The sequence below is a fragment of the Streptomyces sp. NPDC042638 genome, from assembly GCF_040647235.1.
Lineage (GTDB): Bacteria > Actinomycetota > Actinomycetes > Streptomycetales > Streptomycetaceae > Streptomyces > Streptomyces rameus.
In genome coordinates this window covers 1-25,694 of record NZ_JBEZBT010000077.1, presented here as the reverse complement: position 1 = coordinate 25,694, position 25,694 = coordinate 1, and the positions used below count along the sequence as shown (strand labels likewise).

Genomic DNA, 25,694 nt, shown 5'->3' with positions numbered 1-25,694 from the left:
TGGCCGCCGCGGCGCACGCGGCGGTCGTCGCCGCGGGCGCCCTGGCCCGGCCGCCGCAGGCCGGCCGTCACCTGTACGCCGACCTTGGCCCGCTGCGCGAACCGCTCGCCGCCCAGGGCGTCGGCGACGCACAGGAACTGGAGGACCTCCTGACCGCCCGGCTCGGCATGCCCGCGCCCGGCGGCCACCGCTTCGGCGACGACCTCGGGGCGCTGCGGGTACGGCTCGCCACCGGGCCCCTGCTGGGCGGCACGGACGAGGAACGCGCGGAATGCCTCACGTCACCCGAACCGTTGGAACTGCCACACGTGCAAAGCTCGTTGATCTCCTTGAGGTCGGTCTTCGACGATCTCCGCGACGACGCTCAGCGATGGGAGCCTCCTCGATGACGCAGCAGACGCAGCAGACGCATGAGCCCGGCCCGACCACGTCGACCACCACCACGACGACCACGACCGCGGCCACGGCGTCCACGGCCACGACGACCGCTGTACCCGGCACCCCGGCTCCCCCCGCGCCCCCCTTCCCCCCGCTGGCCGAGCCCCGCCCCCTCGGCGAACACCGGTTCTGGCCCCGCACGTTCCACGACCGGCTCACCGCGCCGCTGCCCGGTCTCAAGGCCCTCGCCCGCTTCGCCCGTGAAGGCGCCGTACGCCCCGGCCCCGAGGGCCTCGCCGACATCGCCCGCCTGCCGTACGAACCGGCACCGCTGCCCCGCGTCGACACCCGCGCCCTGGCCGTCACCTGGGCGGGGCACGCCAGCTGGATCGTCCGGCTCGGCGGACTCACCGTCCTCACCGACCCGGTCTGGTCCCGCCGCATCCTCGGCACCCCGGCCCGCATCACGCCCGTGGGCGTGCCCTGGGACGAGCTGCCCCGTGTCGACGCCGTCGTCATCAGCCACAACCACTACGACCACCTGGACGCCCCCACCCTGCGCCGGCTCCCGCGCGACACCCCGGTGTTCGTGCCGGCGGGCCTCGGCGCCTGGTTCCGCAGGCGCCGGTTCACCCGCGTCACCGAGCTGGACTGGTGGGAGGGGGCCGAACTCACGGGCGTGCGCTTCGACTTCGTGCCCGCCCACCACTGGTCCAAGCGCACCCTCACCGACACCTGCCACAGCCTGTGGGGCGGCTGGATCCTCACCGCACCCCAGGGGCAGCGCCTGTACTTCGCGGGCGACACCGGCTACGGCCACTGGTTCTCCCGCATCGGCCGCCGCTACCCCGGCATCGACCTCGCCCTGATGCCCGTCGGCGCCTACGACCCCCGCTGGTGGCTCAGCGACGTCCACTGCGATCCCGAGGAAGCGGTGCAGGCCACCCTCGACCTGGGGGCCCGCCGCATGGCCCCCATGCATTGGGGCACCTTCATCCTCTCGGCGGAGCCGGTCCTGGAGCCGCTCACCCGGGTGCGGGCGGCCTGGGAGAAGGCCGGACTGGACCGGGAGAACCTGTGGGATCTGCCGGTGGGCGGTTCGAGAGTGCTGGAATGACGCGCGTGCGGGAGTGAGTCACGCCCGGAAAGGCGCTACCGCACCCGCCGCACCACACTCGGCGCCGCGCTGACCACGACAGTCAGCACGACCGCCAGCACCACCCCTTCCCACGGCTCCCGGAACAACGAACCCCCCACGACGCCGATCACCTGGTAAGTGGCCGCCCAGGCAAGACACGCGGGCAGGTTCCCGCGCGCGAACCTGCGCAGCGGCCACTCCGCCATCAGACAGGCGAGCATCACCGGTATGCGACCGGCCGGCACCAGCCGGGAGAGCACCAGCACCGCCACCCCGTGCTCCGCCAGCTTCCCCCGCGCCTGCGCCAGCCGCTCCTCCGGCGCCCGCGACCGGATCGCCTCCAGCCACCGCGACCCGTTCTTCGACCGCATCCCGCGCCGCCCCAGCCAGTACAGGGCCATGTCCCCGAGGAACGCGGCGGACGAGGCCGCCGCGAACACCAGCGCCGACGTGAGGGGCGCCGTCCGGTGAAAGGCGACCACCGCCGCCGAGCTCACCAGCGCCCCCGTCGGCACGACCGGCACCAGTGCCCCGAGGAACACCAGCAGGAACAGGGAGGGATAACCGGCCGCCTGCTGCGTGTACCCGGTCGTCACGGTTCTCGTCGCGTCGGCGAGCCATGTCACCGCGCGACCTCCAGCCGCACACTCTCCCCGTGTCCCAGCTTGTGCACCGCGACCCGCGGCGCGGCCACCGCCGCCAGCCGCACGAACTCGTCGCCCGGCGCGTGGAACTCGTGCGGGCGCACCGCGTCCATGCCGATCGGCCAGTACGTCCCGTAGTGCACCGGCACCGCGACCCGCGGCGCCAGCCGGGCCAGCGCCCGCGCGGCCCGTCCCGCGTCCAGATGCCCCTCCCCGAGGTACGGCCCCCACCCGCCCACCGGCAGCAGCGCCACGTCCACCGGCCCCACCTGCTCGGCCATCGTGTCGAACAGCCCGGTGTCCCCGGCGAAGTAGGTCCGTGCCTCGCCCTCCACGACGTATCCCAGCGCCGGGGAGCGCTGCGGGCCCACCGGGAGCCGCCGGCCGTCGTGCAGCGCCGGCACCACCCGGATCAGCACCTCGCCGACCCGTATCTCCTCCCCGGCGACCACCTCGGTTATCCGCAGGTGCCGTAGCCGGCGCAGTCCGGGTACCGCCCGTGGTGCGCCCCGGGGCACGAGCAGGCGCGTGCCCGGGGCGAGGCCGGCCAGCGAGGGCAGGTGCAGGTGGTCGGCATGGAGATGGGAGACGAGCGTCACGTCCGCGCGGCGGGCCCCGGCGGGCGGCACGGCCCCCTGACGGCGGCGCAGGTGTGCCAGCCGGCGGGCGAACAGGGGATCGGTGAGCACCCGGACGTTCGCATCCTCCACCGTGCAGGTCGCGTGACCCCACCAGGTGATCTCCACCGGCACCTTCTTCGCCTCCTTCGCGCGACTCCCCGAAGCCTACGGGCAGGAGTAGGGTCTGCGGCGAAACCCGGAGGTGAGAGGGACGCCATGGGACAGCTGCGCGGTGCCTTAGGCACGCTCACGCCGGTGCGGGTCACCGCCATCGCGAGCCTGACCCCCCTGGAGGAACTGGAGGCCGACCCCTTCCTGGTGGACTCGCGCAGCCAGCACGCCATGTGCGCCCGCTGGGCAGCCGAGCGCGGTTACGTGGTCGCCCGGGAACTCCTCGTCGGCGGCCTGCGCTTCGACCACTGCGCCCTGTGGGACGGAGTGCGCCCCGGGCAGGACGTGTTCGTCGCGCCCAGCCTGCGGGTGCTGCGCCGGGCGCTGTCGTCGGTGGAGGAGTTCACCGCCGAGTGCGCGCGCCGGGGCGTGCGGGTGGAGACGGTGGGGCGGGCCGAACCGTCGTACGACGCGCAGATGAAGGCCCGGGTGCACCGGCGGCTGTCGATGCCGACGGCCGGCTACGACGGCCGGTGACCCCGGCCGGCCGCCCGACGGCCCGCCCGGGCGGCCCACGCCTCGTGTGACAAGGTGGAGCCGGCCCGGCCGGGCCGGCGAGGCGAGAGTCGGACCTCTTCCCACGGAGCGCGGGGGAGGGCCTGGACGTGAGGTGTACGGGGCGTGCGAGGCGTGCGGTGGCGGCGGATCGCCAGTCAGGTCGGACGGAGCGTCGTCGTGTGGGCGGTCTCCACGGTCACCATGCTGGCCCTCGCCGGGCTCCTGCCCGACTTCCGGCTCCAGTCCGCCGACGGCGACAGCGCCACCCGCATCGCGGTCACGGCCGCCTGCGGCGCCGGTGCCTTCGGCATCCTCTCGGCCGTGGTCTGGCCGCTCCTGGTCCGCCTGCTGCTGCTCGTCCCCGCGTTCGTCCTCGGCCTGCTGGTCTTCTTCCTCAACGGCTCCCTGCTGCTGCTCGCCCTGCGCGTCAACCCCTCCGGCCGCGGCGAGGCCGCCCCGGAGACGGCCGTCATCGTGGCCGCCGTGATGTCCGCCGTGGCCTCCGCCACCGGCGCGGCCCTCGCCGTACGCGACGACGAGACCTACCGGCGCCGCCTGCACCGCCTGGCCACCCGCGGGCGCCGGGGCCGTCCGCCCTGCCCCACCGCCCCCGGCCTGCTCTGCGTCCAGCTCGACGGCGTCGGCCACGACGTCCTCACGGACGCGGTCGGCAAGGGGCTGATGCCCACGGTCGCCCGCTGGATGTCCACCGGCGACGGCGCCCGGCCGGCAGCCGGCGGCGCCCCGCCGAGCCACCGTCTCACCCCCTGGCGCACCGACTGGTCCAGCCAGACCGGCGCCAGCCAGCTCGGCATCCTGCACGGCAGCACCTTCGACGTGCCGGCCTTCCGCTGGTACGAGAAGGACCGGGGCGAGGTGATGGTGTGCAACCGGCCGACCAGCGCAGTCGAGTTGCAGCGCCGCGCCGTGCTGCGCACCGGCGACGGCGGACTGCTCAGCGTCGACGGTGCCAGCCGCGGCAACCTGTTCAGCGGCGGCGCCGGTGAACAGGCCCTGGTCCTGTCGATAGCCGCCCGCCGCCGTACCCGGGCGAACCGTTCCCGCGCCGGCTACTTCGCCTACTTCTGCGATCCCGCGAACGCCGTCCGCACCGCCCTGTCGTTCGTCGCCGAGGTGGCCCGGGAGATCGGCCAGTCCACCCGGGCCCGGCTGAAGGGGCAGCGCCCGCGCGTCGGCCGGGGCGGCCTCTACCCCCTCATACGCGCCTTCGCCACCGTCGTGGAGCGGGACGTCGTCGTCGCCGCGGTCATGGGCGACATGCTCGCCGGCCGCACCGCCGTCTACGCCGACCTCGTCGCCTACGACGAGGTCGCCCACCACTCCGGACCGCGCAGCCGGGACGCCGAGAAGGTGCTCCGGCGCCTCGACCGCTGCCTGGCCCTCCTCGAAGGGGTGGCCGAACAGGCCCCGCGGCCCTACCGGATCGTCGTCCTCTCCGACCACGGGCAGAGCCCCGGCGAGACCTTCCGCGCCCGCTACGGCCTCACCCTCGGTGACCTGGTCCGGGCCGGCTGCGGACTGCACGTGCCGCGGCGGGCCGAACGCACCCGCAGCGGTGCCGAGGCCCGCGCCGCCGTCCGGGCCGCACTGCGCCGGCCCGTGGAGGAGAACGGCGAGCACCACCGTCCCGCCCGTGGCTCGGAGCCGATCGTGCTGGCCTCCGGCAACCTCGGCCTGGTCTCCTTCCCGGACGTGCCGCACCGCATGACCAAGGAGGAGATCGACGCCCGCCACCCCGCCCTGCTCAGCACCCTCGCCAACCACCCCGGCATCGGCTTCCTGCTGGTGCGCAGCGAGGCCCACGGCGGTGTGGTGCTGGGGGCGTACGGCGCCGAGATCCCGCTGGCCGGGCTGGACGACGACTCCGGGCCGCTGGCCCGCTTCGGCCCCGGTGCCGCCGACGCCGTCCGCCGCACCCACTCCTTCCCGCACACCGCGGACATCATGGTGAACTCCGCCCACGACCCCGCCGACGGCGAAGTCCTCGCCTTCGAGGAGCAGATCGGCTCCCACGGCGGGCTCGGCGGCGCCCAGTCCCGCCCTTTCCTGCTCTGGCCGCGCGATCTGTCGGCACCGGTCGAGGACGGGGCGGAACTGGCCGGCGCCGAGCACGTCCACCGCGTCCTGCGCCGCTGGCTGGGTGAACTGGACGGTCCGCGGATTCCGCTCACCACGGACGTGGAGGAGGAGCGGGTCGCCTGACTCCGGCCGCGCCCGCGGCGTCGTACCCCCGCGCCGTGCCGTCCGGTCCCGGACGGAAGTCACCTCCCGTTCACCGCGTGTGGGCCGGTCTGCGGAGTGCGACGGGCCGGGATGTGATCGGATAGGGGGACAGGGCAACCCCCTCCGCGTCACTCGTGAAAGGAAGCATCGTGGCAACCACGCGTACCGCGCAGACCCACTGGGAAGGCGACCTGCTCAGCGGCAGCGGCACCGTCTCCCTCGACTCGTCCGGCATCGGCAGTTACGACGTCACGTGGGCCTCGCGTTCCCAGGAGCCGAACGGGAGGACCAGCCCCGAGGAGCTGATCGCCGCCGCCCACTCCAGCTGCTTCTCCATGGCCCTCTCGCACGCCCTCGCCGGCGCCGGCACCCCGCCCACCCGGCTGGACACCAAGGCCGACGTCACCTTCCAGCCGGGCGAGGGCATCACCGGCATCCACCTCACCGTGCGCGGCGAGGTGCCCGGCCTGGACGAGCAGGGCTTCCAGTCGGCCGCCGAGGACGCCAAGAAGAACTGCCCGGTCAGCCAGGCCCTCACCGGTACGACCATCACGCTGACGGCCGAGCTGGCCTGAGGCCCGCACGTCCCCGGATGCCGCGCCCCCGGCCGGGGCGCGGCGCCACGGCCCGCGGGCTTTCGGTGCGCCGGCGGGCGCGGGCAGGGCGCCATGGAGCGGCACGGTCACCGGCGCACCCCGCCGGGGGTGGTCGGCAGGGTGGCGCACACGGCGTCCAGAACGCCCGCGTACGGTGTGCCGTAGTCGGTCAGCCGCGCGCGCAGCCGTTCCAGGCCGTCGCGGTACTCGGTCAGCAGGCTGGTGTCACCGGTCCGCGCGGTGAACTCCAGTACGGCCGGCAGGAAGTCCGGCAGCTCCTCCCCGCTGAACTCCAGGCCGTGCCGGCGGTAGAGGTCCTTGAAACGGACCAGGGACGTCCCGCGCCGCCGGGCGTCGCCGTCGTGCCACCAGCTCAGGTACAGGCTGTGCCGGTTGCTGAAGTCGAAGACCTGCACATAGTGCGCGGCCAGCTCCTGCTGCGGGGTCACCGCCGCGTGGTCGGTGAACCCGCGCAGCTGCGGGGCGGCCTGGCGCAGCAGCGGCAGCCGGGCGATCAGGTCCTCGTCCGGGTAGGTCAGACAGAGGGCCGCCGCCTGGTAGAGCACCGCGTCCGAGGGCATCATGCCTCCTTGCCGCGCGCCCGCTGGCAACGGCCGCGCCGCCCGGGGTCGTTCCGGATGTCCGCCTCCCGTCCGCCGGTCAGCGTCACCCCGTGCAGACCGGGCGGGGGCGTCCCGGGCCGGAAGAAGCGGCCCACGGCCAGCAGGGCCGCGCCGGGCTCCCTCGGCGGTATCTGCGTGCCGGTCACGTCCGCTCCCTAGGTTCACCCCGCACTCCGAACCTAGGGGCGGCCCCGGGAACCCACCTGTTCGCAGACCCGTACGGGTCACGCCGGCCGGGGTCCGCCGGTCAGAGGCTCTCGCGGTACTCCCGCAGCAGCTTCCGAGTGCGCTGGGCGGAGGCGGCACGGGCCGTCATGTGGTCCAGCACCTCCAGGTGGGCGGCCACCTCCTGGCGCGAGTCCAGGTAGAGGGCGCCCGTCAGGTACTCGGTGAACACCATGTCCGGCAGCTCCGGCTCGGCGAAGCGGAACAGCGTGAACGGCGCGTACGTCCCCGGGTGCGGGCCCGCCGCGAACTCGGCGATCTGCAGGGTCACCCGGTCCCGCTCGGCGTACGCCAGGAGCCGGTCCAGCTGGTCCCGCAGCACTTCGGGCCGCACACTGACCGGGCGCCTGAACACCGTCTCGTCCATGATCACCCACAGGTGGGGCGGGTCCTGCCGCTCCAGCAGCCGCTGCCGTTCCATGCGCAGCGCCACATGCCGTTCGACCGACTGCGGCGAGGTCTGCCCGATCGTGCCCGCCTCCATCACCGCGCGCGCGTACTCCTCGGTCTGCAGCAGGCCGGGCACGAAGTGCGGCTCGTAGGAGCGGATGATGCGGGCGGCGCCCTCCAGGCTGACGTACAGGCTGAACCAGTCGGGCAGCACGTCGTGGAACCGCTGCCACCAGCCGGGCTGGTTCGCCTCCTCGGCCAGCCGGACGAACACGCCGGCCTCCTCCTCGGCCACCCCGTAGGTGGTCAGCAGCACCTGCACGTAGGGGATCTTCAGCGCGACCTCGGCCATCTCCATCCGCCGTACGGTCGCCGACGCCACCCTGAGAACCCGGGCGGCCTCCTCGCGGCTGAGCCCCGCCGCCTCCCGCAGTTCCTGCAACCGCTTGCCGAGGACCACCTGGCCCACGGTGGGCGCAGCCCGCCGCTCACTCACGCCACGCCCTCCCCTACGCGCCGGTATGCGGGGAGCAGTCTGTCACGTGTCGCCCTCTCGCACACGTGCCCGAGGTGACGGAACCGTCGGTGCCGGATCAACCGGCCAGGGTGTGCAGGTAGGCGGCGGTCGCCCGGTCCGCGGGCAGGAACGTCTCGATGGCGAGTTCCGCGACCGTCACGTCCATCGGCGTGTTGAACGTGGAGATCGAGGACACGAACGACAGGGTCCGGCCGGCGTGCCCGATGTGCAGCGGCAGCGCGAAGTACGGCACGGGTGGGGCCGGTTGAGCGGCGGGCGGCTCCTCGGGCACCGGGTAGGCCGCCACCTCCTCGTACAGGGCGCGCAGCCGGTCCGAGCGGTGCAGGGCGATCTCCCGTTCCATCTGGGCCAGCAGATGCCCGCGCCACTCCCGCAGATTGCGGATGCGCGGCGCCAGACCCTCCGGGTGCAGCGTCAGCCGCATCGCGTTCGGAGCCGGGGCCGTCAGCGTCTCCGGGACGCCCTCCAGCAGCATGGCGATGCCCCGGTTCGCGGCGACGACCGTGTACCCGGAGTCGACCACCAGCGCGGGGTAGGGCTCGTAACCCCGCAGGAGCCGCTCCATGCCGTCGCGCAGCGCGTCCAGCGCCGGGTCGTCCAGCGGGGTCTCGGGAAAGCGCGGGGCGTAACCCGCCGCCAGCAGCAGGGCGTTGCGCTCGCGCACCGGCACGTCGAGCCGCTCGGCGAGCCGCAGCACCATGTCCTCGCTCGGCCGGGACCGTCCGGTCTCCACGAAGCTGATGTGCCGCGCGGAGGAGTCGGCGCGCAGAGCCAGTTCCAGCTGGGAGAGCCGGCGCCGCTCGCGCCAGGCACGCAGCAGCGGGCCGACTCCGCTGCCGGTGACGGTGGCGGACAGGGTGGGGCCGGACGCGGCGATCGTCATGCCCGCGACCCTAGCGCCTCTCGTCCGGATCATGCCGGGCCCGCGGGGTCCGGCACGGCGAGGAGCCCGCGGTCCGCGGCGGGCGGGCCGGCACACGCGTCGCGGCGCCGCCCGCGCCGCCGGCGTGGCAGGCTGAATCCGTACCCGTCTCGCCCCCGAACGGGGACGCACACCGAAGGGAGCCCCGGCCATGGCCGTCGAACCGCTGTCGCAGAAGGAGATCGAGGACCGGCTGGCCGAACTGCCCGGCTGGGCCGTGGACGGCGACCGCCTCACCCGCGCCTACCGGCTCGGCTCGCACTTCGCGGCGGCGGCGCTGGTCGCGCACATCGCTGCGATCCAGGACGAGTTGGACCACCACAGCGACCTCACCCTCGGCTACAACACCGTCTCCCTCAGCGTGAACACCCACAGCGCGGGCGGCGTCGTCACCGCGAAGGACTTCTCCCTCGCCCGCAGGGTGGAGGACATCGCCCCAGGTCATGGCGGACACTGAGCGATGTGCTGGACTACGAGAAAGAAGCCGACGGCTATGACGCCTCGCGGGGCGGCGAGGCCCGTGCCGAAGCCGCCGCACACGCCGTCCTCGGGCTGATCCCGGCCGGCCCGGGGCGCCTCCTCGACCTCGCCTGCGGTACCGGGATCGTCACCCGGCGGCTCGCCGCCGCGCGTCCCGGGCTGCGGGTGACCGGCGCGGACCTCACCCCCGCCATGGTCCGCATGGCGTCGGCGCGGCTGCCCGGCGCGATCGTCCGGGCCGACAGCCGCCGCCTGCCCTTTCCCGACGGCACGTTCGACGCGGTCGCCTCCATCTGGCTGCTGCACCTGCTCCACGACCCCGAGGACGTGCGCGCGGTGGTCGCCGAGTGCGCCCGCGTCCTGCGCCCCGGCGGGGTGTACGTCACCACGGTCGACAAGGCGTCCGCGCACGACGTCGGCAGCGACATCGACGCCGTCCTCGCCCCCCGTCCGCGCCGCCCCGCCCCCGACGCCGCCGGCACCGTCACCGCCCAGGCCACCCGGTCCGGGCTCCGGCCCGCCGGTCACGCCGTCTTCCCCGGCACCGGGCAGGGCCGCAGCCCCCGCGACACGATCGCCGACCTGCGCCGCGGCTGGTTCACCGTGCTCCCGCCCGGCGAGCCGCGCACCGAGCGGTTCGCCGCACGCCTGGCCGAACTCCCGGACCAGGACCGCCCGCGTCCCGACCCGCGCTTCGGCGTACGCGCCTTCCGCAAACCGGCGTCCGGCCGACGGTCCGGCGACACCGCGTCCCAGGGCGGCGACTCCCCGGCCCACGGGGACGAGGGCGCGGCCGACGGGGGTGACGCAGCGGCGGCCGACGGCAACTGACGGCCGGCGAGGACGGGGTCCACGCGCTGGACGACCACCGCCGTCTGCGAGCCCGACACCGAGGTGGCGGCGGCAGACGTCGGTTGGGGCGGCCCCCGGTGCGGGTGGGGACCGCCCGAAGGAGGCTGCCGGTCTATTCCAGCAGCTCCGCGTACGAGCCCATGGCCAGGGCGATGTCCGCCTGGGCCCAGAAGCGGTGGTACGTGAAGACGGGCGCGGCGCCGCCCTTGAGGTACGCCTCGATCTTCGACCAGTTCGGGTCGCTCTTGTAGAAGGACCTGAGCGAGGCGAAGGTGGACGAGGAGTTGACCGCGTCACCGTTGGGCATGGTGCCGGTCCAGCCGCTCGGCACGTACACGCTGTCGCCGAACCGGCTGTAGTCGGTGCGGGTCTCGGGCACGGCGATGCCGAGGCCGTCCTGGTCGTGGTCCCACATGCCGTCCAGCAGCGCCTTCGCCGTGGACCCGGCGGTCGCGTCGCCGGACCTGGCGGCGTAGTACGTCAGGGTCTTGGCGTACGCGGCGGCCACGCCGACGTCGTCGGTGTAGTCGGCCACGGTGACGTGCAGGCCGCTGTTGCCGCCGGGGCTCGACGCGTTCCAGGTGTCGGGCCGGCCCGACCACTGGAGGGTGGAGGGGATCCGGTAGGTGCCGTCCGGGTTGATCGTGGTCTTGGACAGCGCCCACTTCACCCACTTGTCGAGGACCGCCTTCGCCGTGGCGTTCCCGGTCTGCTGGTAGTACTCGGCGACCCGCTCCATCGACCACGCCTGGAACCCGAACCACTGGTTGGAGGGCGGGTCGTGGTAGACGGGCTGCGCGTCGTAGTACATGCCGTAGAAGGTGGGGGTGCCGGCCGGCGGGGTGGCGTACCGGCCCTGCCAGCTGTTGGTCGCGCCGCCCGCGATGGCGCCCTCGGACGACTGCAGCCACTGGTAGAACTCCAGCTGCCGCCGGAGCGACGTGCCCCAGTCGGTCGCGCCGGTCGCCGACTTGGGCTTGAGGTCGGCGTAGGAGCTGAGCGCGTAGGCCGCGAGGGGGTTCTGGTAGCCGCCGTGGACATGGCTGGAGCCGATCCGCCAGGCCCAGCCGGCGCTGGTGTCGTTCGCACCGCCCCAGGCGTAGTACCAGGACAGCAGGTAGTGCGAGGCGTCTTTCCCGGTGCCGGCCGGGCAGGAGGAGGGGCTCGTGCAGTTGCCGATCTTCTTGAAGTACTTGTCGTACATCGCGTACCGCAGGTAGTCGCCCATCTTCGCGGCCTTGGCGACCGTCGCGGTCACCTCACCGCCCTTGCCCTGCGCCTTCGCCCACACGTCGGCCCAGTAGGCGGCCTGCACCGCGCGCGCGTCCGCGTCCGGGGCGTCGGTGTACTTCCACTGCCTGGCGTAGGAGGAGTCACCGGTGAACAGGTCCAGATAGCCGTTCCTGCCGCCGTACTTGAAGGCGTCGCACGTCGGCTGCGGGACCGTCTCCCAGACGGACTCCTGCGGGCCGCGCTGGAAGGTGTTGATGTACGACGGTCCGGTGGCCGTGGGTCCGGCCTCGCACTTGCCGGGCTCGTCGCCGTAGCCGTAGACGTTGTCCACGTCCTGGATCCAGTGCATGCCGTAGACGTCGTCCGTGCCGTAGGCCGACTTCAGCTCACCCGCGATCGGGTCCGAGCCCGTCGGCACGGACGTGTCCAGCTTCGCCGGATACTCGTCCGGGGTGTCCAGCTCGGGCGCGTAGGTGGCCGGCTTGGCGGCGTTGTAGAAGGAGTTCGTCGGCTGGTCGGCGTGGGTGGGGATCATGTACTTCTCCATCAGGCCCCACGCGCCGTTGAACTTCGACCAGTCGCCGGTGACCTTGCCGTACATCGCCTGCAGCCAGAGCAGATAGCTGTACGCCTCGGACGTGGTCTCGTGGCCCTGGTCCGGGGCCTCGACGATCAGCGTCTCCACCGAGTGGTACGGGATGCCCTCGGGGGAGAAGTAGCCGTTCGCCGGGTCGGTGATCTTCCCGTACAGGTCCAGGAAGCGGGCGTCGTACGCCTTCGAGGCGGGCAGCTCCGTCACCGTGACCGTCGCCCTGGCGTGGCCGGCGGCCGACGCGGTGAAGGTCGCGCTGCCGGTCCCCGAGGAGTCGGCCGTGACGGTCACGGCCTGCGGGGTGTTCCAGTTCGACGGGGTGAAGGTCAGGGAGGAACCGCCGGTCACCGACAGGCCCGTGTTGCCGTCCGTGCGGACCGTGCTCACCGTCACGTTCGCGCTCGGCGGGGTCGACAGCTTCACCGAGAACGTCCCCGACCTGCCCTGCTGGACGCCCAGTTGCGCCGGTGCGGCGACCACGGCGGGACCGGCGGCGACGGTGATGCCGACGGGCGTGGACGTGGCGGACGCGCCCAGGCTGTCGTACGCCTTGGCCACCAGGGAATGGCTGCCCGCGGTCAGGCCGGCGGCCGAGAGCGAGTACGGCGCGCTGGTGTCCGTGCCGAGCAGCGTGGTGTCGTCGTAGAACTCCACCTTGGCGACCGTCGCGTTGTCGGCCGCCGCGGCGGTGGCCGCGAGCGGTACCGCGTCCCCCTGTGTGTAGACCGCGCCCGGGCTCGGGCTGGTCAGCACGGTCACCGGTGGCTGGTGGGCGCCGGTACATGCCGTGCCGTCGACCGCGAAGGAGGCCGGTGCGGTGTTGGTGCCGCTGTAGCTGAACTGGGCGCCGGTGGAGACGGCCGCGCCCGCGGCGATCGTGCCGTTGTACGAGGCGTTCTTCACGGTGACCGTCTGGCCGGACTGGGACCAGGTGCCGTTCCAGCCGTTGGACAGCCTCTGGTTGCCCGAGTAGGCGTACGTCAGCGTCCAGCCGTCGATGGGGTCGCTGCCGCGGTTGGTGATCGTGAGGTCGGCGGTGAAGCCGGAACCCCAGTCGTTGGTCTTGTAGTCGACACCGCACTGCACCGACGCGGCATGCGCGGCCGGCACGGCGGTGGCGAGCATCGACAGGGGCAGGGCGAACGCGGTGGCCACCGCGGTCCACAGCCGCCGCACGGTTCTGCGCTTACGTCCGGGATCCATGTGCTGGTTCCTCCTTGCGGGCTCGCGGCGCGGGGGGTGTCAAGGCTTGAACCAGTGGGAGCGCTCCCATAGTGGGGATGACGTCCAGGGCGGTCAAGATGCTTGAAGACTCGAAATGATTCGACGGGCCGCTCACCGAAAAGTCGGTCAACTCCCCTGGGCAATCCGGCCGGTTGCCGCTACCTTCCTTCGCACCAGTGGGAGCGGTTCCGTTCAGTCGACGCGTCCGTCACGGCGCGCCAAGCTGCAAGGAGTCGCTCATGCGACACCCCCCGCGTTCAGTACTTTTAGCCGTCGCCGGTGCGGTCGCGCTCCTCGCGAGCGTGGTCGTCCCGGTGGTGTCGGCCCAGGGAGCCACGCCCGCCTGCACGGTGGAGTACGCCGTCACCGGCCAGTGGGCGGACGGCTTCCAGGGCTCTGTGAAGATCACCAACAACCGGGCCGCGCTGAGCAGTTGGAGTCTCGCCTTCGACTTCCCCGGCGGTCAGAAGGTCACCCAGGGCTGGAACGGCACGTGGACCCAGTCCGGCACCACGGTGACCGTGTCCAGCGAGAGCTGGAACGGCACGCTGGGCACCGGCGCGAGCGTCAGCGCCGGGTTCCTCGCGTCCTGGTCGGGGAGCAACGCCGCGCCGACCGCGTTCAGGCTCAACGGCACGGCCTGCAACGTGGATCCCGACCCGACCACCCCGCCCCCGACGACCCCGCCGCCGACGACACCACCCCCGTCCGGCGGCACCGCGCCCGCCCTGCACGTCTCCGGCAACAGGCTCGTCGACCAGGCCGGCACCGGCCGCCGCCTGCTCGGCGTCAACCGGTCCGGCGGCGAGTTCATGTGCGTACAGGGCCGCGGCATCTGGGACGGCCCCGTGGACGACGCGGCCGTCGAGGCGATCGCCGGCTGGAGGGCGAACGCGGTCCGTATCCCGCTCAACGAGGAGTGCTGGCTGGGCCTGTCCGGCGTCAGGCCCGAGTACGCCGGGGCGAACTACATCGCCGCCGTCAAGGACCTGGTGGCCCGGGTCGAGGCGCACGGCATGACGCCGGTCCTCGACCTGCACTGGACCTACGGCCAGTACACCGGCAACTCGGCCGGCTGCTCCGACGTGCACGCCACCTGCCAGAAGCCGATGCCCGACATGCAGTACAGCCCCGCGTTCTGGGCGTCGGTCGCGAGCACCTTCAAGAACGACCGGGCGGCCGTGTTCGACCTGTTCAACGAGCCGTACCCGGACCGGGCGACCTCCAGTGCCACGGACGCCTGGAAGTGCTGGCGGGACGGCGGCACCTGCCCCGGCATCTCCTACGAGGTCGCCGGTATGCAGGACCTGACCGACGCCGTCCGCGGCACCGGCGCCACGAACGTCATCATGGCCGGCGGGCTCGCGTACTCGAACGACCTGAGCCAGTGGCTGACGTACCGGCCCACCGACCCGGCCGGCGAACTCACCGCCGCCTACCACGTCTACAACTTCAACGCCTGCGCGAGCGAGAGCTGCTGGAACTCCACGCTCGCCCCCGTCGCCGAACACGTGCCCCTGGTCGCCGGCGAGATCGGCGAGAACACCTGCGCGCACACCTTCACCGACCGGGCCATGAAGTGGTTGGACGACCGGAACCTGTCCTACCTGGGCTGGACCTGGAACACCTGGGACTGCTCCACCGGGCCGTCCCTGATCTCCGCCTACGACGGCACACCCACCGCGTACGGCACCGGGCTGCGCGACCACCTGCGCGCCCTCACCCCGTAGCTGCCACGGACAACCGAAGGAACCCGCACTCATGAGTCGTACCAGGACATCACTGCTCGCCGCGCTGACGCTGGTCGCCGGGACGACGGGCACGGCGCTCTTCATCGGACAGGCCGGTACCGCGAACGCGGCGGTCCCCTGCAGCGTCGACTACAAGATCCAGAACCAGTGGGACACCGGCTTCACCACCGCCGTGACCATCACCAACAACGGCGCGGCCAAGTCGGGCTGGTCGCTGAAGTGGTCGTACGCCGGCAACCAGAAGGTCACCAGCGGCTGGAACGCCAGAATCACCCAGAGCGGTACGGCGGTCACCGCGGCCAACGAGAGCTACAACGGCACGCTCGCGACCGGCGGCACGGTCAGCTTCGGCTTCAACGGTTCCTACAGCGGCACCAACGCCGTCCCCGCCACCTTCACGCTCGACGGTGTGACCTGCAACGTCGACGGCGGCACCGGCGGCGGCACGGGCGGTGGCACGGGCGGTGGCACGGGCGGCGGGGACACCGGTGGCGGTACGGGCGGCGGAGGCGGCGGGGGCACCGGCGGCCGCGCCGACAACCCCTACACCGGCGCCAAGGTCTACGTGAACCCGGAGTGGTCGGCCAAGGCCGCCGCCGAGCCCGGCGGCAGCCGCGTCGCGAACCAGCCCACCGCGGTCTGGCTGGACCGGATCGCGGCCGTCAACGGCGTCGACGGCGGGATGGGACTGCGCGCCCACCTGGACGAGGCCCTGAAGCAGAAGGGCTCGGGAGAACTGGTGGTCCAGCTGGTCATCTACGACCTTCCCGGCCGCGACTGTGCCGCCCTCGCCTCCAACGGTGAACTGGGGCCGAACGACCTCGACAAGTACAAGACGCAGTACATCGATCCGATCGCGTCCGTGCTGTCCGACGCGAAGTACGCGGGCCTGCGGATCGCCACCGTCATCGAACCGGACTCGCTGCCCAACCTGGTCACCAACGCCGGCGGCACCAACACCACCACCGACGCCTGCGTGACCATGAAGTCCAACGGCAACTACGAGAAGGGCGTGAGCTACGCCCTCGACAAGCTGGGCGCCATCCCGAACGTCTACAACTACATCGACGCCGGGCACCACGGCTGGCTCGGCTGGGACTCCAACCTCGGCCCCGCCGTCCAGGAGTTCTACAAGGTCGCCACGACCAACGGCGCCAGTGTGAACGACGTGACCGGGTTCATCGTCAACACGGCCAACTACAGCCCGGTCAAGGAGCCTTACTTCAAGGTCACCGACACCGTGAACGGGCAGACCGTGCGCCAGTCGAAGTGGGTGGACTGGAACCAGTACGTGGACGAGCAGTCCTTCGCGCAGGGACTGCGGGACAAGCTCGTCGCGGCCGGGTTCGACTCCGGCCTCGGCATGCTGATCGACACCTCCCGCAACGGCTGGGGCGGCTCGACCCGGCCCACCAGGTCCGGCCCGCTCACCTCCGTCGACGACTACGTCAACGGCAGCCGGGTCGACCGGCGCATCCACGTGGGCAACTGGTGCAACCAGAGCGGTGCCGGCCTCGGTGAACGGCCGACCGCCGCTCCGGCGGCCGGGATCGACGCCTATGTGTGGGTGAAGCCCCCGGGGGAGTCGGACGGAGCCAGCTCCGCCATCGACAACAGCGAGGGCAAGGGCTTCGACCGGATGTGCGACCCCACCTACGGCGGCAACGCCCGCAACGGCAACAACCCCACGGGGGCGCTCGCGAACTCGCCGCTGGCCGGGCACTGGTTCTCCGCCCAGTTCCAGCAGCTGATGCAGAACGCCTACCCGCCGCTGCCCTAGTGCGGTGACCCCGCCGGGGCCGGGCACCGCGACCCGGTCCCGGCGGGCCGTGACGGCACCACGATGTGCCGTCACGGCAACAGAAGTGGCCCGCGGCCGGTGTGCCGTCGCACGCTCACGGCACCCGGACGAGAGGCTGACCACCATGGCGCACGATCACCACGACCCGCACCACACCGGCCACGGCGACGGTCACGGACACGGGCATGGCGCGGACGTCGACTGGAACGCGATGGGGCCCCGGCTGGAGTCACAGGCGGAGCTGTTCAGCCCCGTCTACGCGCGGGCCATGGCGTGGCTCGCGCGGGAGGTGACCGAGCCGGGGCTGATCGTGGACGCGGGCAGCGGCCCCGGAGTCGTCTCCTGCCTGTTCGCCGAGGCGTTCCCCGGCGCCCGGGTCGTCGCCGTCGACAGCGCCGCCCCGCTGCTGGAACGGGCCCGCGCGCGGGCCGTACGCCAGGGCGTCGGCGACCGCTTCGCCACCGTCGCCGGTGAACTGCCCGAGGCACTCGACAAGCTGGACTACCCGGCCGACCTGCTGTGGGCGAGCCGCAGTCTGCACCACCTCGGTGACCAGCGGGCCGCGCTCGCCGCGTTCGCCGCCCGGCTCGCCCCCGGCGGCACCCTGGCCCTCCTCGAAGGCGGTCTGCCCGCCCGCTTCCTGCCCCGGGACATCGGCATCGGCCGCCCCGGACTGCAGGCGCGCCTGGACGTGCTGGAGGAGGACTGGTTCGCCCGGATGCGGGCCGACCTGCCGGGCTACGTCGCCGAGACCGAGGACTGGGCCGCCCTGCTCACCGCCGCCGGTCTGGGGCGCACCCGTACCCGCACCTTCCTGCTCGACCTGCCGGCCCCGGCCACCGACCGGGCCCGCGCCTACGTCGCCGCGTACCTGTCCCGCGTGCGCGAGGGCCTCCGTGACGCGCTCGACGCCGGTGACCGCGCCACCCTGGACCGTCTGCTCGACCCGTCCGACCCGGCGAGCGTGCACGTACGGCCGGACGTGTTCGTGCTGGGCGCGTACACGCTCCACACCGCGGTACGTCCCGCGTAGCCCCGCCGGGTCGGCGCCCACCGCCCGTCCGGTCGGCTGCGCGGGGCACTTGACCTGGAGTGCTCTCCAAGTGGTGAGGTGAGGGCCTTCATCGACGAACAGGGGGCCAGACATGACCACGCACGACGCTCCGGTCGCGCTCATCACCGGCGGCGGCAGCGGGATCGGCGCCGCCGTGGCGCGGCAGCTGCTGGACGCCGGGTACCGGGTCACCGTCACGGGACGCGGCGAGCGGCGGCTGCGGGACTTCGCCGACGGCCTGGGACGTCCCGACGGGCTGCTGACGGTCGTCGGCAACGCCTCGGACTTCGGTGACGTGCAGAACGCGGTCGACCTCACGCTCAAGTCGTACGGCCGGCTGGACACCGTCGTCGCCAACGCCGGCTTCGCGACCCACGACAGTGTGGTGGACGGCGACCCGTCGGGCTGGACCGAGATGGTCCTCACCAACGTCCTCGGCCCGGCACTCCTCGTCCGCGCCGCCGTCGACGCGCTGAAGGAGACCCGCGGGCGGATCGTCCTCGTCGGCAGCGTCGCCGGGTTGGTGAACACACCGGGCAACATCTACGGTGCCACCAAATGGGCGGTGACCGGTCTCGCCGAGAACACCCGCCGTCAGGTCACGGAGTTCGGCGTCGGGGTCACCCTGGTCGCCCCCGGCCGGGTGGAGACGCCCTTCTGGGACAGCTACGGCAGCCTGCCCCCGGGGCACCTCCTCACCTCGGACCAGATCGCCGACTCGGTCGTCTGGGCGATCCGGCAGCCGGCCGGGGTCGACGTCAACACCGTCGTGATCCGCCCGCTGGGACAGCCCAACTGACGGACCTCACACGTCAGTTGTTGGCGATGAACTGCTGTGCCAGCTGGTCCCCGAGGGAGACCGCGGCGCTGTGGCTCTCGATGGGGGAGACCTTGGAGTTCTTGAACAGGATGTAGGTCACGCCCGAGTCGGCACCGCCGGTCGCCGGGTCGGGATCGATGCCGAGGGCCTTGGCGGTGGCGTACGAGGCCTCGCCGATGATCTTCGTGGGGCCGGTGTCGCCGACGACGGCGTACTCCACCTTGTTGTTGTAGATGACGGCGACCACACCGCCGCCCTTGATGCCGGCGCCGGAGTAGTTCCAGATGCTGCTGGTGCTGGGCACCACGACGTACGGCAGGGTCTCCGCCTTCAGCGGCTTGCCGTCGGACTGGTGGAAGGCGGTGTCGTCCTGGTACCAGGGGTCGCGGTTCTCGTTGCAGTTGGTGGTGCGCTGGCCGTCGCAGTCGATGTCCATGTCGGCCTTCCAGAACACCGCGCCGTTCTTGCCGCACACGGGGACCGTGGCCGACGTCTCGTCGTCGGTCTTGTACTTGCCGCTGGAGATCTGCGAACAGGACGTCACCTTGGCGAGCAGGGCGGCGGCGCTGACCGAGCCCTCCTGCGCGGATTTGGGGGAGGCGGCGGCCGAGGCGTGGGCGGGGAGGAGTCCGGCGGCGAGCAGGGCGGTGCCGGAGGCCGCGGCGAGGCTCAGCGTACGGAGGCGCATGTGGGGGCACCCTTCTGTTAGGAAAGTTTCCTTACCAGGTGCCGTACACGGTGGCCCCATCGGCATGCCCTCGTCAACCCCGGTGTGACGAACGGCTGAAAGGCGCGCGTATTGCGGTGGTTTCGCCCACTGGAGAGACTGGTTGAGCCGGATGGGCGATATTCGTCCGGATCTGTCTGCGGTCACCGTTTCCGGAGGTGAGGCTCATGTTCGTGCGCGCGGTGTACGCGACCGGTGATCCGACCCTGTTGGACACGGCGGTCAGGTCGCTGAACAGCGGGGGGCGGGACCTGCTGGAGGAGCGCCCCGGGTACCGCGGAGCGGGCGTGTTCGCGGACCGGGAACTCGGCAAGCTCCTCGCCGTGAGCTGGTGGGAGACCGAGAAGGCGCGACGGAACAGCGACGACGTGATGCGCGAGCGGCGGGGGCAGCTCCTGGAGCCGTTCGCGGGCACGGTGTCGGTCGCCAACTACGAGGTCGCGGTGTTCCACCAGGTCGAGCACCCGCGCCAGGGCGGTGGACTGCGCATGACCCGGATGGAGTTCGACCCGCGGGACGCGGACCTGGTCGTCGACACCTTCCGGGCCACGGTGGTGCCGAGGCTCGAGCCGCTTCCGGGGCTGGCCAGGACGTCCCTGCTGATCGACCGGGAACGGGGGCTGGCCGTGGCCGGCGTCCTGTTCGTCGACCGCGCCTCGCTGGCCGCCTCCCGCGCGGCCGTGGCGGCCGTGCGCCACGAGGCGTCGGCGAAGGCGCACGTGGACGTCGTCGGCCTGGAGGAGTTCGAGGTGGTGCACGCGGACGTGCGGTTCGACTGAGGCGTGCGGAGCGCGGTGCGGGCCCGGCCGTGCCGCCGGGGGCGGAGAGCCGGACCGCTTCTCCGCCGGGCGGAGAGCCGGACCCCTTCTCCGCGGGACCGGAGACGCATACGGCCGCGCGTTCCCCGGCAGACGGGACGCGCGGCCGTGGCGGGCGGGGCAGCGGCCCCTGCCGGCGGTCAGCTCATGTCGAAGGTGGCGGGGTCGGGGCCGAGACGCCGGTCCTCGTTGAGCGCGCTGATCGCCGCGAGGTCCTCGTCGTCCAGGCTGAAGTCGAACACCTCGATGTTCTCCTTGATCCGGGACGGCGTCACCGACTTCGGGATCACGATGTTGCCGAGCTGGACGTGCCAGCGCAGCACGACCTGCGCCGGGGTACGGCCGTGCTTCCGCGCGATCGCGACGACCGCCGGCACCTCCAGCAGGCCCTTGCCCTGGCCGAGCGGCGACCATGCCTCGGTGGCGATGCCCCGCTCCGCGTGGAACTCCCGCGCCTCGCGCTGCTGGAGGTGCGGGTGCAGCTCGATCTGGTTGACCGCGGGCACGACCGAGGTCTGCGCGGTCAGCTGCCGCAGGTGCTCGGGGAGGAAGTTGGAGACACCGATGGCGCGGGCGCGGCCGTCGGCGTACAGCTTCTCGAACGCCTTGTAGGTGTCGGTGTACTCGCCGCGGGACGGCAGCGGCCAGTGGATCAGGTACAGGTCGACGTAGTCGAGGCCCAGCTTCTCCAGCGACGCGTCGAAGGCGCGCAGCGCGGAGTCGTAGCCGTGGTCGCTGTTCCAGAGCTTGGTGGTGACGAAGACTTCCTCGCGGGGCAGGCCGGACGCGGCGATGGCCTTGCCGGTGCCCTCTTCGTTTCCGTAGATCGCGGCGGTGTCGATGCTGCGGTATCCGGCCTCCAGCGCCGTGGCGACGGCCTGCTCGGCCTCGTCGTCCGGTACCTGCCATACGCCGAATCCCAGCTGGGGCATCTCGACGCCGTTGTTGAGGATGATCGGGGGGACCTTGCTGCTCACGAGCCTTTGATCCTTCGGTTGTCGACAGGTGGTACTCCCATCGTCAACGATCACGGGCCGCGCCGCATTCCTGTCCGCGAACCCGACGACGAAATCCGTCGCGCACCTCGTGCCGCGCCCCTGCCACCGGACGTCTCCCGGCGTCAGGTCCGGTAGAGCGCCTCCACCTCGTTCTCGTACGCCTTCTCGATCGCCTTCCGCTTCAGCTTCAGCGACGGTGTCAGCAGGCCGTGTTCCTCGGTGAACGGCTGGGCCAGGATGCGGAAGGTGCGGATCGACTCGGCCTGGGAGACGAGGGTGTTGGCGGCGACCACCGCCCGCCGCACCTCCGTCTCCAGGTCCGGGTCGCGCACCAGCTGGGCGGGGGTCATCCTCGGCTTGGCGCGCATCTGCAGCCAGTGCTCGACCGCCTCCTGGTCCAGGGTGATCAGGGCGGCGATGTAGGGGCGGTCGTTGCCGACCACGATGCACTGGTTGACCAGCGGATGTTCGCGGACCCGCTCCTCCAGCACGCCGGGGGAGACGCTCTTGCCGCCGGAGGTCACCAGGATCTCCTTCTTGCGGCCGGTGATGGTCAGATAGCCGTCCTCGTCCAGCGAACCCAGGTCGCCGGTGGCGAGCCAGCCGTCGTGCAGGGTCTGGTCGGTGGCCTTCGGGTTGTTGAGGTAGCCCTGGAAGACGTTGCCGCCGTGCAGCCAGATCTCCCCGTCGTCGGCGATGTGCACGGTCACGCCCGGGATGGGCAGGCCCACGGTGCCGTAACGGGTGCGCTCGGGCGGGTTGGCGGTCGCCGCGGCCGTCGACTCGGTGAGGCCGTAGCCCTCGTAGATCTGCACGCCCGCGCCCGCGAAGAACAGGCCCAGCCGGCGGTCCATCGCCGATCCGCCGGACATCGCGTTGCGGATCCGGCCGCCCATCGCGGCGCGGACCTTCGCGTACACGAGCTTGTCGAACAGCTGGTGCTGCATGCGCAGTCCCGCCGACGGGCCCGGCCCGATGCCCCACGCCTTCGCCTCCACCGCCTCCGCGTACTTCACGGCGATGTCGACGGCCTTCTCGAACGGACCCGCCTTGCCGTCCTTCTCGGCCTTGCGGCGGGCCGCGTTGAACACCTTCTCGAAGATGTAGGGCACGGCGAGGATGAACGTCGGGCGGAACGCGGCGAGGTCGGGCAGCAGGGCGGCGGCGTGCAGCTGGGGCTGGTGGCCGAAGCGGACCCGGCCGCGGATCGCGGCGACCTCCACCATCCGCCCGAAGACGTGCGCCAGCGGCAGGAACAGCAGGGTGGACGCCTCGTCGTCCTTCTTGGTGTGGAACACCGGCTGCCACCGCTGGATCATCGTGTCCGCCTCGTACATGAAGTTGGCGTGCGAGAGGACACAGCCCTTGGGGCGGCCGGTGGTGCCGGAGGTGTAGATGACCGTGGCGACCGAGTCCGGGGTGACCGCCTGCCGGTGCCGGTGCACCACCTCGTCGTCCAGGTGCGCCCCGGCGTCGTACAGCTCCTGCACACAGCCGGCGTCCAGCTGCCAGAGCTCGCGCAGCCGGGGCAGCCGGTCGATGACGGTGGCGATGGTCATCGCGTGGTCCTCGTGCTCCACGATCGCCGCGGTCACCTCGGCGTCGTACAGCATCCAGAAGCACTGCTCGGCCGAGGAGGTGGGGTAGACCGGCACCACCTGGGCGCCGATGGCCCACAGGGCGAAGTCGAACAGGGTCCACTCGTAGCGGGTGGGGGACATGATCGCGACCCGGTCGCCGAAGCGGATACCGCGGGCGAGCAGCCCCTTGGCGAGCGCGAGGATCTCGTCGCGGAACTCGGCGGCGGTGACGTCCCGCCACTGTCCGGAGTCGTCCTTGCGGCCGAGCGCGATGTGCAGCGGGTCGGTCAGGGCATGCTCGAAGACGACGTCTGCCAGACCGCCCACCGGCGGCGGCGACGCCAGCGGAGGGTTGGTGAACTCGTGCAACCTCGCTCCCCGTCTCTCGCGCCTCGGCGCCGTTGGCCCACGCACCGCACAGCGCGGTGAAAGCTACCCCAAGCGGTCGGCCCACGGGAGGGGTACGGAAACCGAGCAAACCTCACGTTCCTCCCGGACGGCGACCAGGAAATGCCCGCACATGGGGAAGGGCCGGACACAATACTGACGGGTCAGTAAGTTTCGGTGCCGTAATCTCCACCGAATCTGTACGTGCCGATTACCGCACATCGCACCCGCGAGGCGGCCCCGGACCCGCGCTCCACGCCCGCCGCTACCCCTCGCCGGCACCGCAGGCCGCCGCCGCACCGGCCCGCCGCCGCACCGGCCCGCCTCGGCCCCGGCCCGCCTCGGCCCCGGCCCGCCTTGACCCCGGACCGCCTGTGTCCCGGCTGCGGACCGCCTCCGCCTCGGCTGGGGGGCCGCCTTCACCTCGGCTGCGGGCCGCCTCTACCCGGGCTGCGGGCTGCGGACTGCGGGCTGCCACTGTCCCGGCCGCGGGGCGTCTTTGCCCCGGCTGTGGGGCGTTGCCGCTTCAGCGCACGGGCGCCGTCGCCTCCCGCGGTGCCGCGCCGGCGGCCCGTCCGCCTTGGCCCCGGGCCGTCTTCGCTCCGGCTGTGGGCGGCCTTCGCCTTGGTCTCGGGCCGCTTTCGCCCCATTCCTTTCCCGCCTTCGCCTCGGCTGGGGGCGCCTATCTCCCGGCCCCGGGCCGTCTTCGCCCCGGCTGTGGGGCGCTGCCGCTTCAGCGCTTGGCCGCCGTCGCCTCCCGCGGTGCCGCGCCGGCGGCCCGTGCGCCACGGCCCGCGGGCCGCCCTCGCCTCGGCCTCGGGCCGCCCTCGCCCCGGCTGCGGGACGGTCGCTGCCTCGGAGCCGGGCCGTCCTCGCCCCGGCGTCGTGGGGCGCCGGCGCTTCAGCGGCTGGCTGTTGTTGTCTCCCTCGGTGTCGTGCCGGAGGACGTCGACGGGGTCGGGCGGGACGATCGCACGAGTACGAGTACCAGGGCGCCCGCCACCAGCCCGGCCAGGCCCGCCACCACCAGTGCGCCGTTCAGGCCCGAGGCGAACGAGGCCCGCAGGGTGTGCGCCGGGAAGCCGCCGCGCAGCGCCCCGGCCCCGCCGCCGGCCAGCGTGTGGGCCGCACCGTTCGGGAGCCGGCCGGTCATCCGCGAGGTGAGTACGGTGCCGAAGACGGCCACCGCCAGCGCGTAGCCCAGCTGGCGGACCGTGTTCACCGCGCCGCCCGCCATCCCGGACCGCTCCGCCGGCACCGCCGCCAGCGCCGCACCGGCCACCGTCGGCGACACGAACCCGGTGCCGACCCCGACCAGCACGAACCCGGGCATCAGCGCCGTCCAGTCCGAGCCCGCGTCCAGCACCGCCTGGCACAGGGTGCCCGAACCGATCAACAGCAGCCCGACACCGACCGTCAGCCGGGCCGGCACCCCGTGCAGCAGCCGGCCCACCAGCACCGCGACCACCATGGAGACCGCCGTCAGCGGCAGCATCGTCAGCCCGGCGCGCACCGGCGACATCCCCAGCAGCGTCTGCATCCATATCGACAGATAGGCGACCCCGCCGAACGCCACCCCGTTGAAGGCGAACGCGCCCAGCATCGTGCCGACGAAGGCCGGCCGGCGCAACAGCGACAGATCCAGCAGCGGATGCGCCACCCGCCGCTCCACCAGCACGAACACCACCAGGGCGAGCGCGGCCACGGCGAAGGAGATCAGTGTGGCCGACGCCGTCCAGCCGTCCTCACCGGCGCGCACGACGGCGTACGTCGCACCGCCCGCGAACACCGCGAAGGCCGCCGTGCCCGCCCAGTCGACGCTCATCCCGCGCGGCCCGTGCGACTCGGGGACCGCCCGCAGCGTCAGCCAGATCGCCACGGCACTCACCGGCAGGTTCACATAGAAGATCCACCGCCAGCCCGGGCCCTCCGCGATCAGGCCGCCCAGCACCGGACCTATCGCCGCGGCACCGCCGCTGACCGCACCCCACACGCCGAGCGCGGCCGAACGCTGCCGCCCCTGGTAGGCGGAGCCCAGCAGCGGCAGGGTCGTCGCGAACATCGCCGCCCCGCCGATGCCCTGCAGCGCGCGCGCCGTGACCAGCAACCCGGGCCCGGACGCCAGCCCGCACAGCAGACTGGCCGCCGCGAACAGCGCCACGCCGACCACATGCACCCGGCGCCGCCCCAGGATGTCGGCCGCGGCACCCGCCCCGAGCAGCAGCGCGGCCAGCGCCAGCGCGTACCCGTCGACCACCCACTGCAGATCGCCCAGTGACGTGTGCAGCGAACCCGCCATCTCCGGCAGCGCCACCAATACGATGGTCACGTCCAGCAGCAGCATGAATGTGCCCAGGCACACGGCCGTGAGCGTCCCCCACCTACGCATG

General features: G+C 72.6%; 22 protein-coding genes and 1 pseudogene. 12 read left to right on the top strand and 11 right to left on the bottom strand.

Annotation, left to right across the window (positions count from 1 at the left end; all coding sequences use genetic code 11):
• Positions 1 to 389 (top strand): annotated as a pseudogene (locus AB0B40_RS35200) (pyridoxal phosphate-dependent aminotransferase); the annotation flags it as partial.
• Complete coding sequence (locus AB0B40_RS35195; RefSeq protein WP_345052701.1) at positions 386 to 1,495, top strand: MBL fold metallo-hydrolase; 1,110 nt, start codon at positions 386 to 388, stop codon at positions 1,493 to 1,495. The pseudogene AB0B40_RS35200 and the gene AB0B40_RS35195, both read left to right, overlap by 4 nt.
• Before the next feature lie 35 nt (positions 1,496 to 1,530).
• Here the strand turns inward: AB0B40_RS35195 and AB0B40_RS35190 are convergent, their stop codons facing one another.
• Positions 1,531 to 2,142, bottom strand: coding sequence for a VTT domain-containing protein (locus AB0B40_RS35190; RefSeq protein WP_345052703.1), 612 nt, complete (start codon positions 2,140 to 2,142; stop codon positions 1,531 to 1,533).
• Positions 2,139 to 2,912: an MBL fold metallo-hydrolase gene (locus AB0B40_RS35185; protein ID WP_362267580.1), complete on the bottom strand. Its 774-nt coding sequence runs from the start codon at positions 2,910 to 2,912 to the stop codon at positions 2,139 to 2,141. The genes AB0B40_RS35190 and AB0B40_RS35185 overlap by 4 nt, the downstream gene beginning before the upstream one ends.
• 84 nt (positions 2,913 to 2,996) lie before the next feature.
• Here AB0B40_RS35185 and AB0B40_RS35180 point away from each other — a divergent pair, with 84 nt between their 5' ends.
• The 3 genes from AB0B40_RS35180 (at position 2,997) to AB0B40_RS35170 (ending at position 6,268) form a co-directional block, all read left to right on the top strand.
• The gene (locus tag AB0B40_RS35180) at positions 2,997 to 3,428 is read left to right on the top strand and encodes a hypothetical protein (RefSeq protein ID WP_345052708.1); all 432 of its coding nucleotides are present in this window, start codon (positions 2,997 to 2,999) and stop codon (positions 3,426 to 3,428) included.
• Positions 3,429 to 3,572: 144 nt separating this feature from the next.
• Positions 3,573 to 5,672: a phage holin family protein gene (locus AB0B40_RS35175; protein WP_362267578.1), complete on the top strand. Its 2,100-nt coding sequence runs from the start codon at positions 3,573 to 3,575 to the stop codon at positions 5,670 to 5,672.
• A gap of 170 nt (positions 5,673 to 5,842) precedes the next feature.
• Positions 5,843 to 6,268 (top strand): OsmC family protein, encoded by a 426-nt coding sequence (locus AB0B40_RS35170; protein ID WP_345052711.1) that lies wholly within the window; start codon positions 5,843 to 5,845, stop codon positions 6,266 to 6,268.
• A 107-nt stretch (positions 6,269 to 6,375) separates the two neighbouring features.
• Here AB0B40_RS35170 and narJ read toward each other — a convergent pair whose 3' ends face one another.
• The 4 genes from narJ to AB0B40_RS35150 all read right to left on the bottom strand — a co-directional run bounded on the left by narJ (position 6,376) and on the right by AB0B40_RS35150 (position 8,948).
• Positions 6,376 to 6,870: a nitrate reductase molybdenum cofactor assembly chaperone gene (gene narJ, locus AB0B40_RS35165; protein ID WP_362267582.1), complete on the bottom strand. Its 495-nt coding sequence runs from the start codon at positions 6,868 to 6,870 to the stop codon at positions 6,376 to 6,378.
• Positions 6,870 to 7,058 carry a hypothetical protein gene (locus tag AB0B40_RS35160; RefSeq protein ID WP_345052713.1) on the bottom strand — a complete coding sequence of 63 codons (189 nt, stop codon included), beginning with the start codon at positions 7,056 to 7,058 and terminating at the stop codon, positions 6,870 to 6,872. The genes narJ and AB0B40_RS35160 overlap by 1 nt, the downstream gene beginning before the upstream one ends.
• Before the next feature lie 101 nt (positions 7,059 to 7,159).
• Positions 7,160 to 8,023, bottom strand: a complete 864-nt coding sequence (locus tag AB0B40_RS35155) for a helix-turn-helix transcriptional regulator (protein WP_345052715.1) — start codon at positions 8,021 to 8,023, stop codon at positions 7,160 to 7,162.
• Positions 8,024 to 8,120: 97 nt separating this feature from the next.
• Positions 8,121 to 8,948 (bottom strand): helix-turn-helix transcriptional regulator, encoded by an 828-nt coding sequence (locus tag AB0B40_RS35150; RefSeq protein WP_345052718.1) that lies wholly within the window; start codon positions 8,946 to 8,948, stop codon positions 8,121 to 8,123.
• Between the two features lie 190 nt (positions 8,949 to 9,138).
• On the opposite strand from AB0B40_RS35150, the gene AB0B40_RS35145 reads away from it, so the two are divergent.
• Positions 9,139 to 9,444 carry a 4a-hydroxytetrahydrobiopterin dehydratase gene (locus AB0B40_RS35145; RefSeq protein ID WP_345052720.1) on the top strand — a complete coding sequence of 102 codons (306 nt, stop codon included), beginning with the start codon at positions 9,139 to 9,141 and terminating at the stop codon, positions 9,442 to 9,444.
• 5 nt (positions 9,445 to 9,449) lie between these two features.
• Positions 9,450 to 10,298: a class I SAM-dependent methyltransferase gene (locus AB0B40_RS35140; protein ID WP_362267574.1), complete on the top strand. Its 849-nt coding sequence runs from the start codon at positions 9,450 to 9,452 to the stop codon at positions 10,296 to 10,298.
• A gap of 133 nt (positions 10,299 to 10,431) precedes the next feature.
• On the opposite strand, the gene AB0B40_RS35135 is transcribed toward AB0B40_RS35140, so the two are convergent.
• On the bottom strand, positions 10,432 to 13,347 hold the full coding sequence (locus AB0B40_RS35135) for a glycoside hydrolase family 48 protein (protein ID WP_362267572.1): 2,916 nt from the start codon (positions 13,345 to 13,347) through the stop codon (positions 10,432 to 10,434).
• A 260-nt stretch (positions 13,348 to 13,607) separates the two neighbouring features.
• On the opposite strand from AB0B40_RS35135, the gene AB0B40_RS35130 reads away from it, so the two are divergent.
• From AB0B40_RS35130 to AB0B40_RS35115, 4 genes are all read left to right on the top strand, one after another.
• On the top strand, positions 13,608 to 15,098 hold the full coding sequence (locus AB0B40_RS35130; RefSeq protein ID WP_362267571.1) for a cellulose binding domain-containing protein: 1,491 nt from the start codon (positions 13,608 to 13,610) through the stop codon (positions 15,096 to 15,098).
• A gap of 31 nt (positions 15,099 to 15,129) precedes the next feature.
• Positions 15,130 to 16,899, top strand: coding sequence for a glycoside hydrolase family 6 protein (locus tag AB0B40_RS35125; RefSeq protein WP_345052732.1), 1,770 nt, complete (start codon positions 15,130 to 15,132; stop codon positions 16,897 to 16,899).
• Positions 16,900 to 17,044: 145 nt separating this feature from the next.
• Entirely contained in the window at positions 17,045 to 17,953 is a 909-nt protein-coding gene (locus AB0B40_RS35120) for a methyltransferase domain-containing protein (protein ID WP_362267570.1), read from the top strand.
• A 112-nt stretch (positions 17,954 to 18,065) separates the two neighbouring features.
• A complete protein-coding gene (locus AB0B40_RS35115) occupies positions 18,066 to 18,773 on the top strand; it encodes an SDR family oxidoreductase (protein ID WP_362267569.1) in 708 nt (235 codons plus the stop codon).
• Between the two features lie 13 nt (positions 18,774 to 18,786).
• Here the strand turns inward: AB0B40_RS35115 and AB0B40_RS35110 are convergent, their stop codons facing one another.
• A complete protein-coding gene (locus AB0B40_RS35110) occupies positions 18,787 to 19,482 on the bottom strand; it encodes a glycoside hydrolase family 75 protein (protein WP_345052740.1) in 696 nt (231 codons plus the stop codon).
• A 206-nt stretch (positions 19,483 to 19,688) separates the two neighbouring features.
• On the opposite strand from AB0B40_RS35110, the gene AB0B40_RS35105 reads away from it, so the two are divergent.
• Positions 19,689 to 20,300: a hypothetical protein gene (locus AB0B40_RS35105; RefSeq protein WP_345052741.1), complete on the top strand. Its 612-nt coding sequence runs from the start codon at positions 19,689 to 19,691 to the stop codon at positions 20,298 to 20,300.
• Positions 20,301 to 20,479: 179 nt separating this feature from the next.
• On the opposite strand, the gene AB0B40_RS35100 is transcribed toward AB0B40_RS35105, so the two are convergent.
• The 3 genes from AB0B40_RS35100 to AB0B40_RS35090 all read right to left on the bottom strand — a co-directional run bounded on the left by AB0B40_RS35100 (position 20,480) and on the right by AB0B40_RS35090 (position 25,693).
• Positions 20,480 to 21,316 (bottom strand): aldo/keto reductase, encoded by an 837-nt coding sequence (locus AB0B40_RS35100; RefSeq protein WP_362267566.1) that lies wholly within the window; start codon positions 21,314 to 21,316, stop codon positions 20,480 to 20,482.
• 143 nt (positions 21,317 to 21,459) lie between these two features.
• Entirely contained in the window at positions 21,460 to 23,286 is a 1,827-nt protein-coding gene (locus tag AB0B40_RS35095; RefSeq protein WP_345052746.1) for an AMP-dependent synthetase/ligase, read from the bottom strand.
• Between the two features lie 919 nt (positions 23,287 to 24,205).
• Positions 24,206 to 25,693, bottom strand: coding sequence for an MFS transporter (locus AB0B40_RS35090; protein ID WP_362267564.1), 1,488 nt, complete (start codon positions 25,691 to 25,693; stop codon positions 24,206 to 24,208).
• Position 25,694 lies beyond the last annotated feature (1 nt).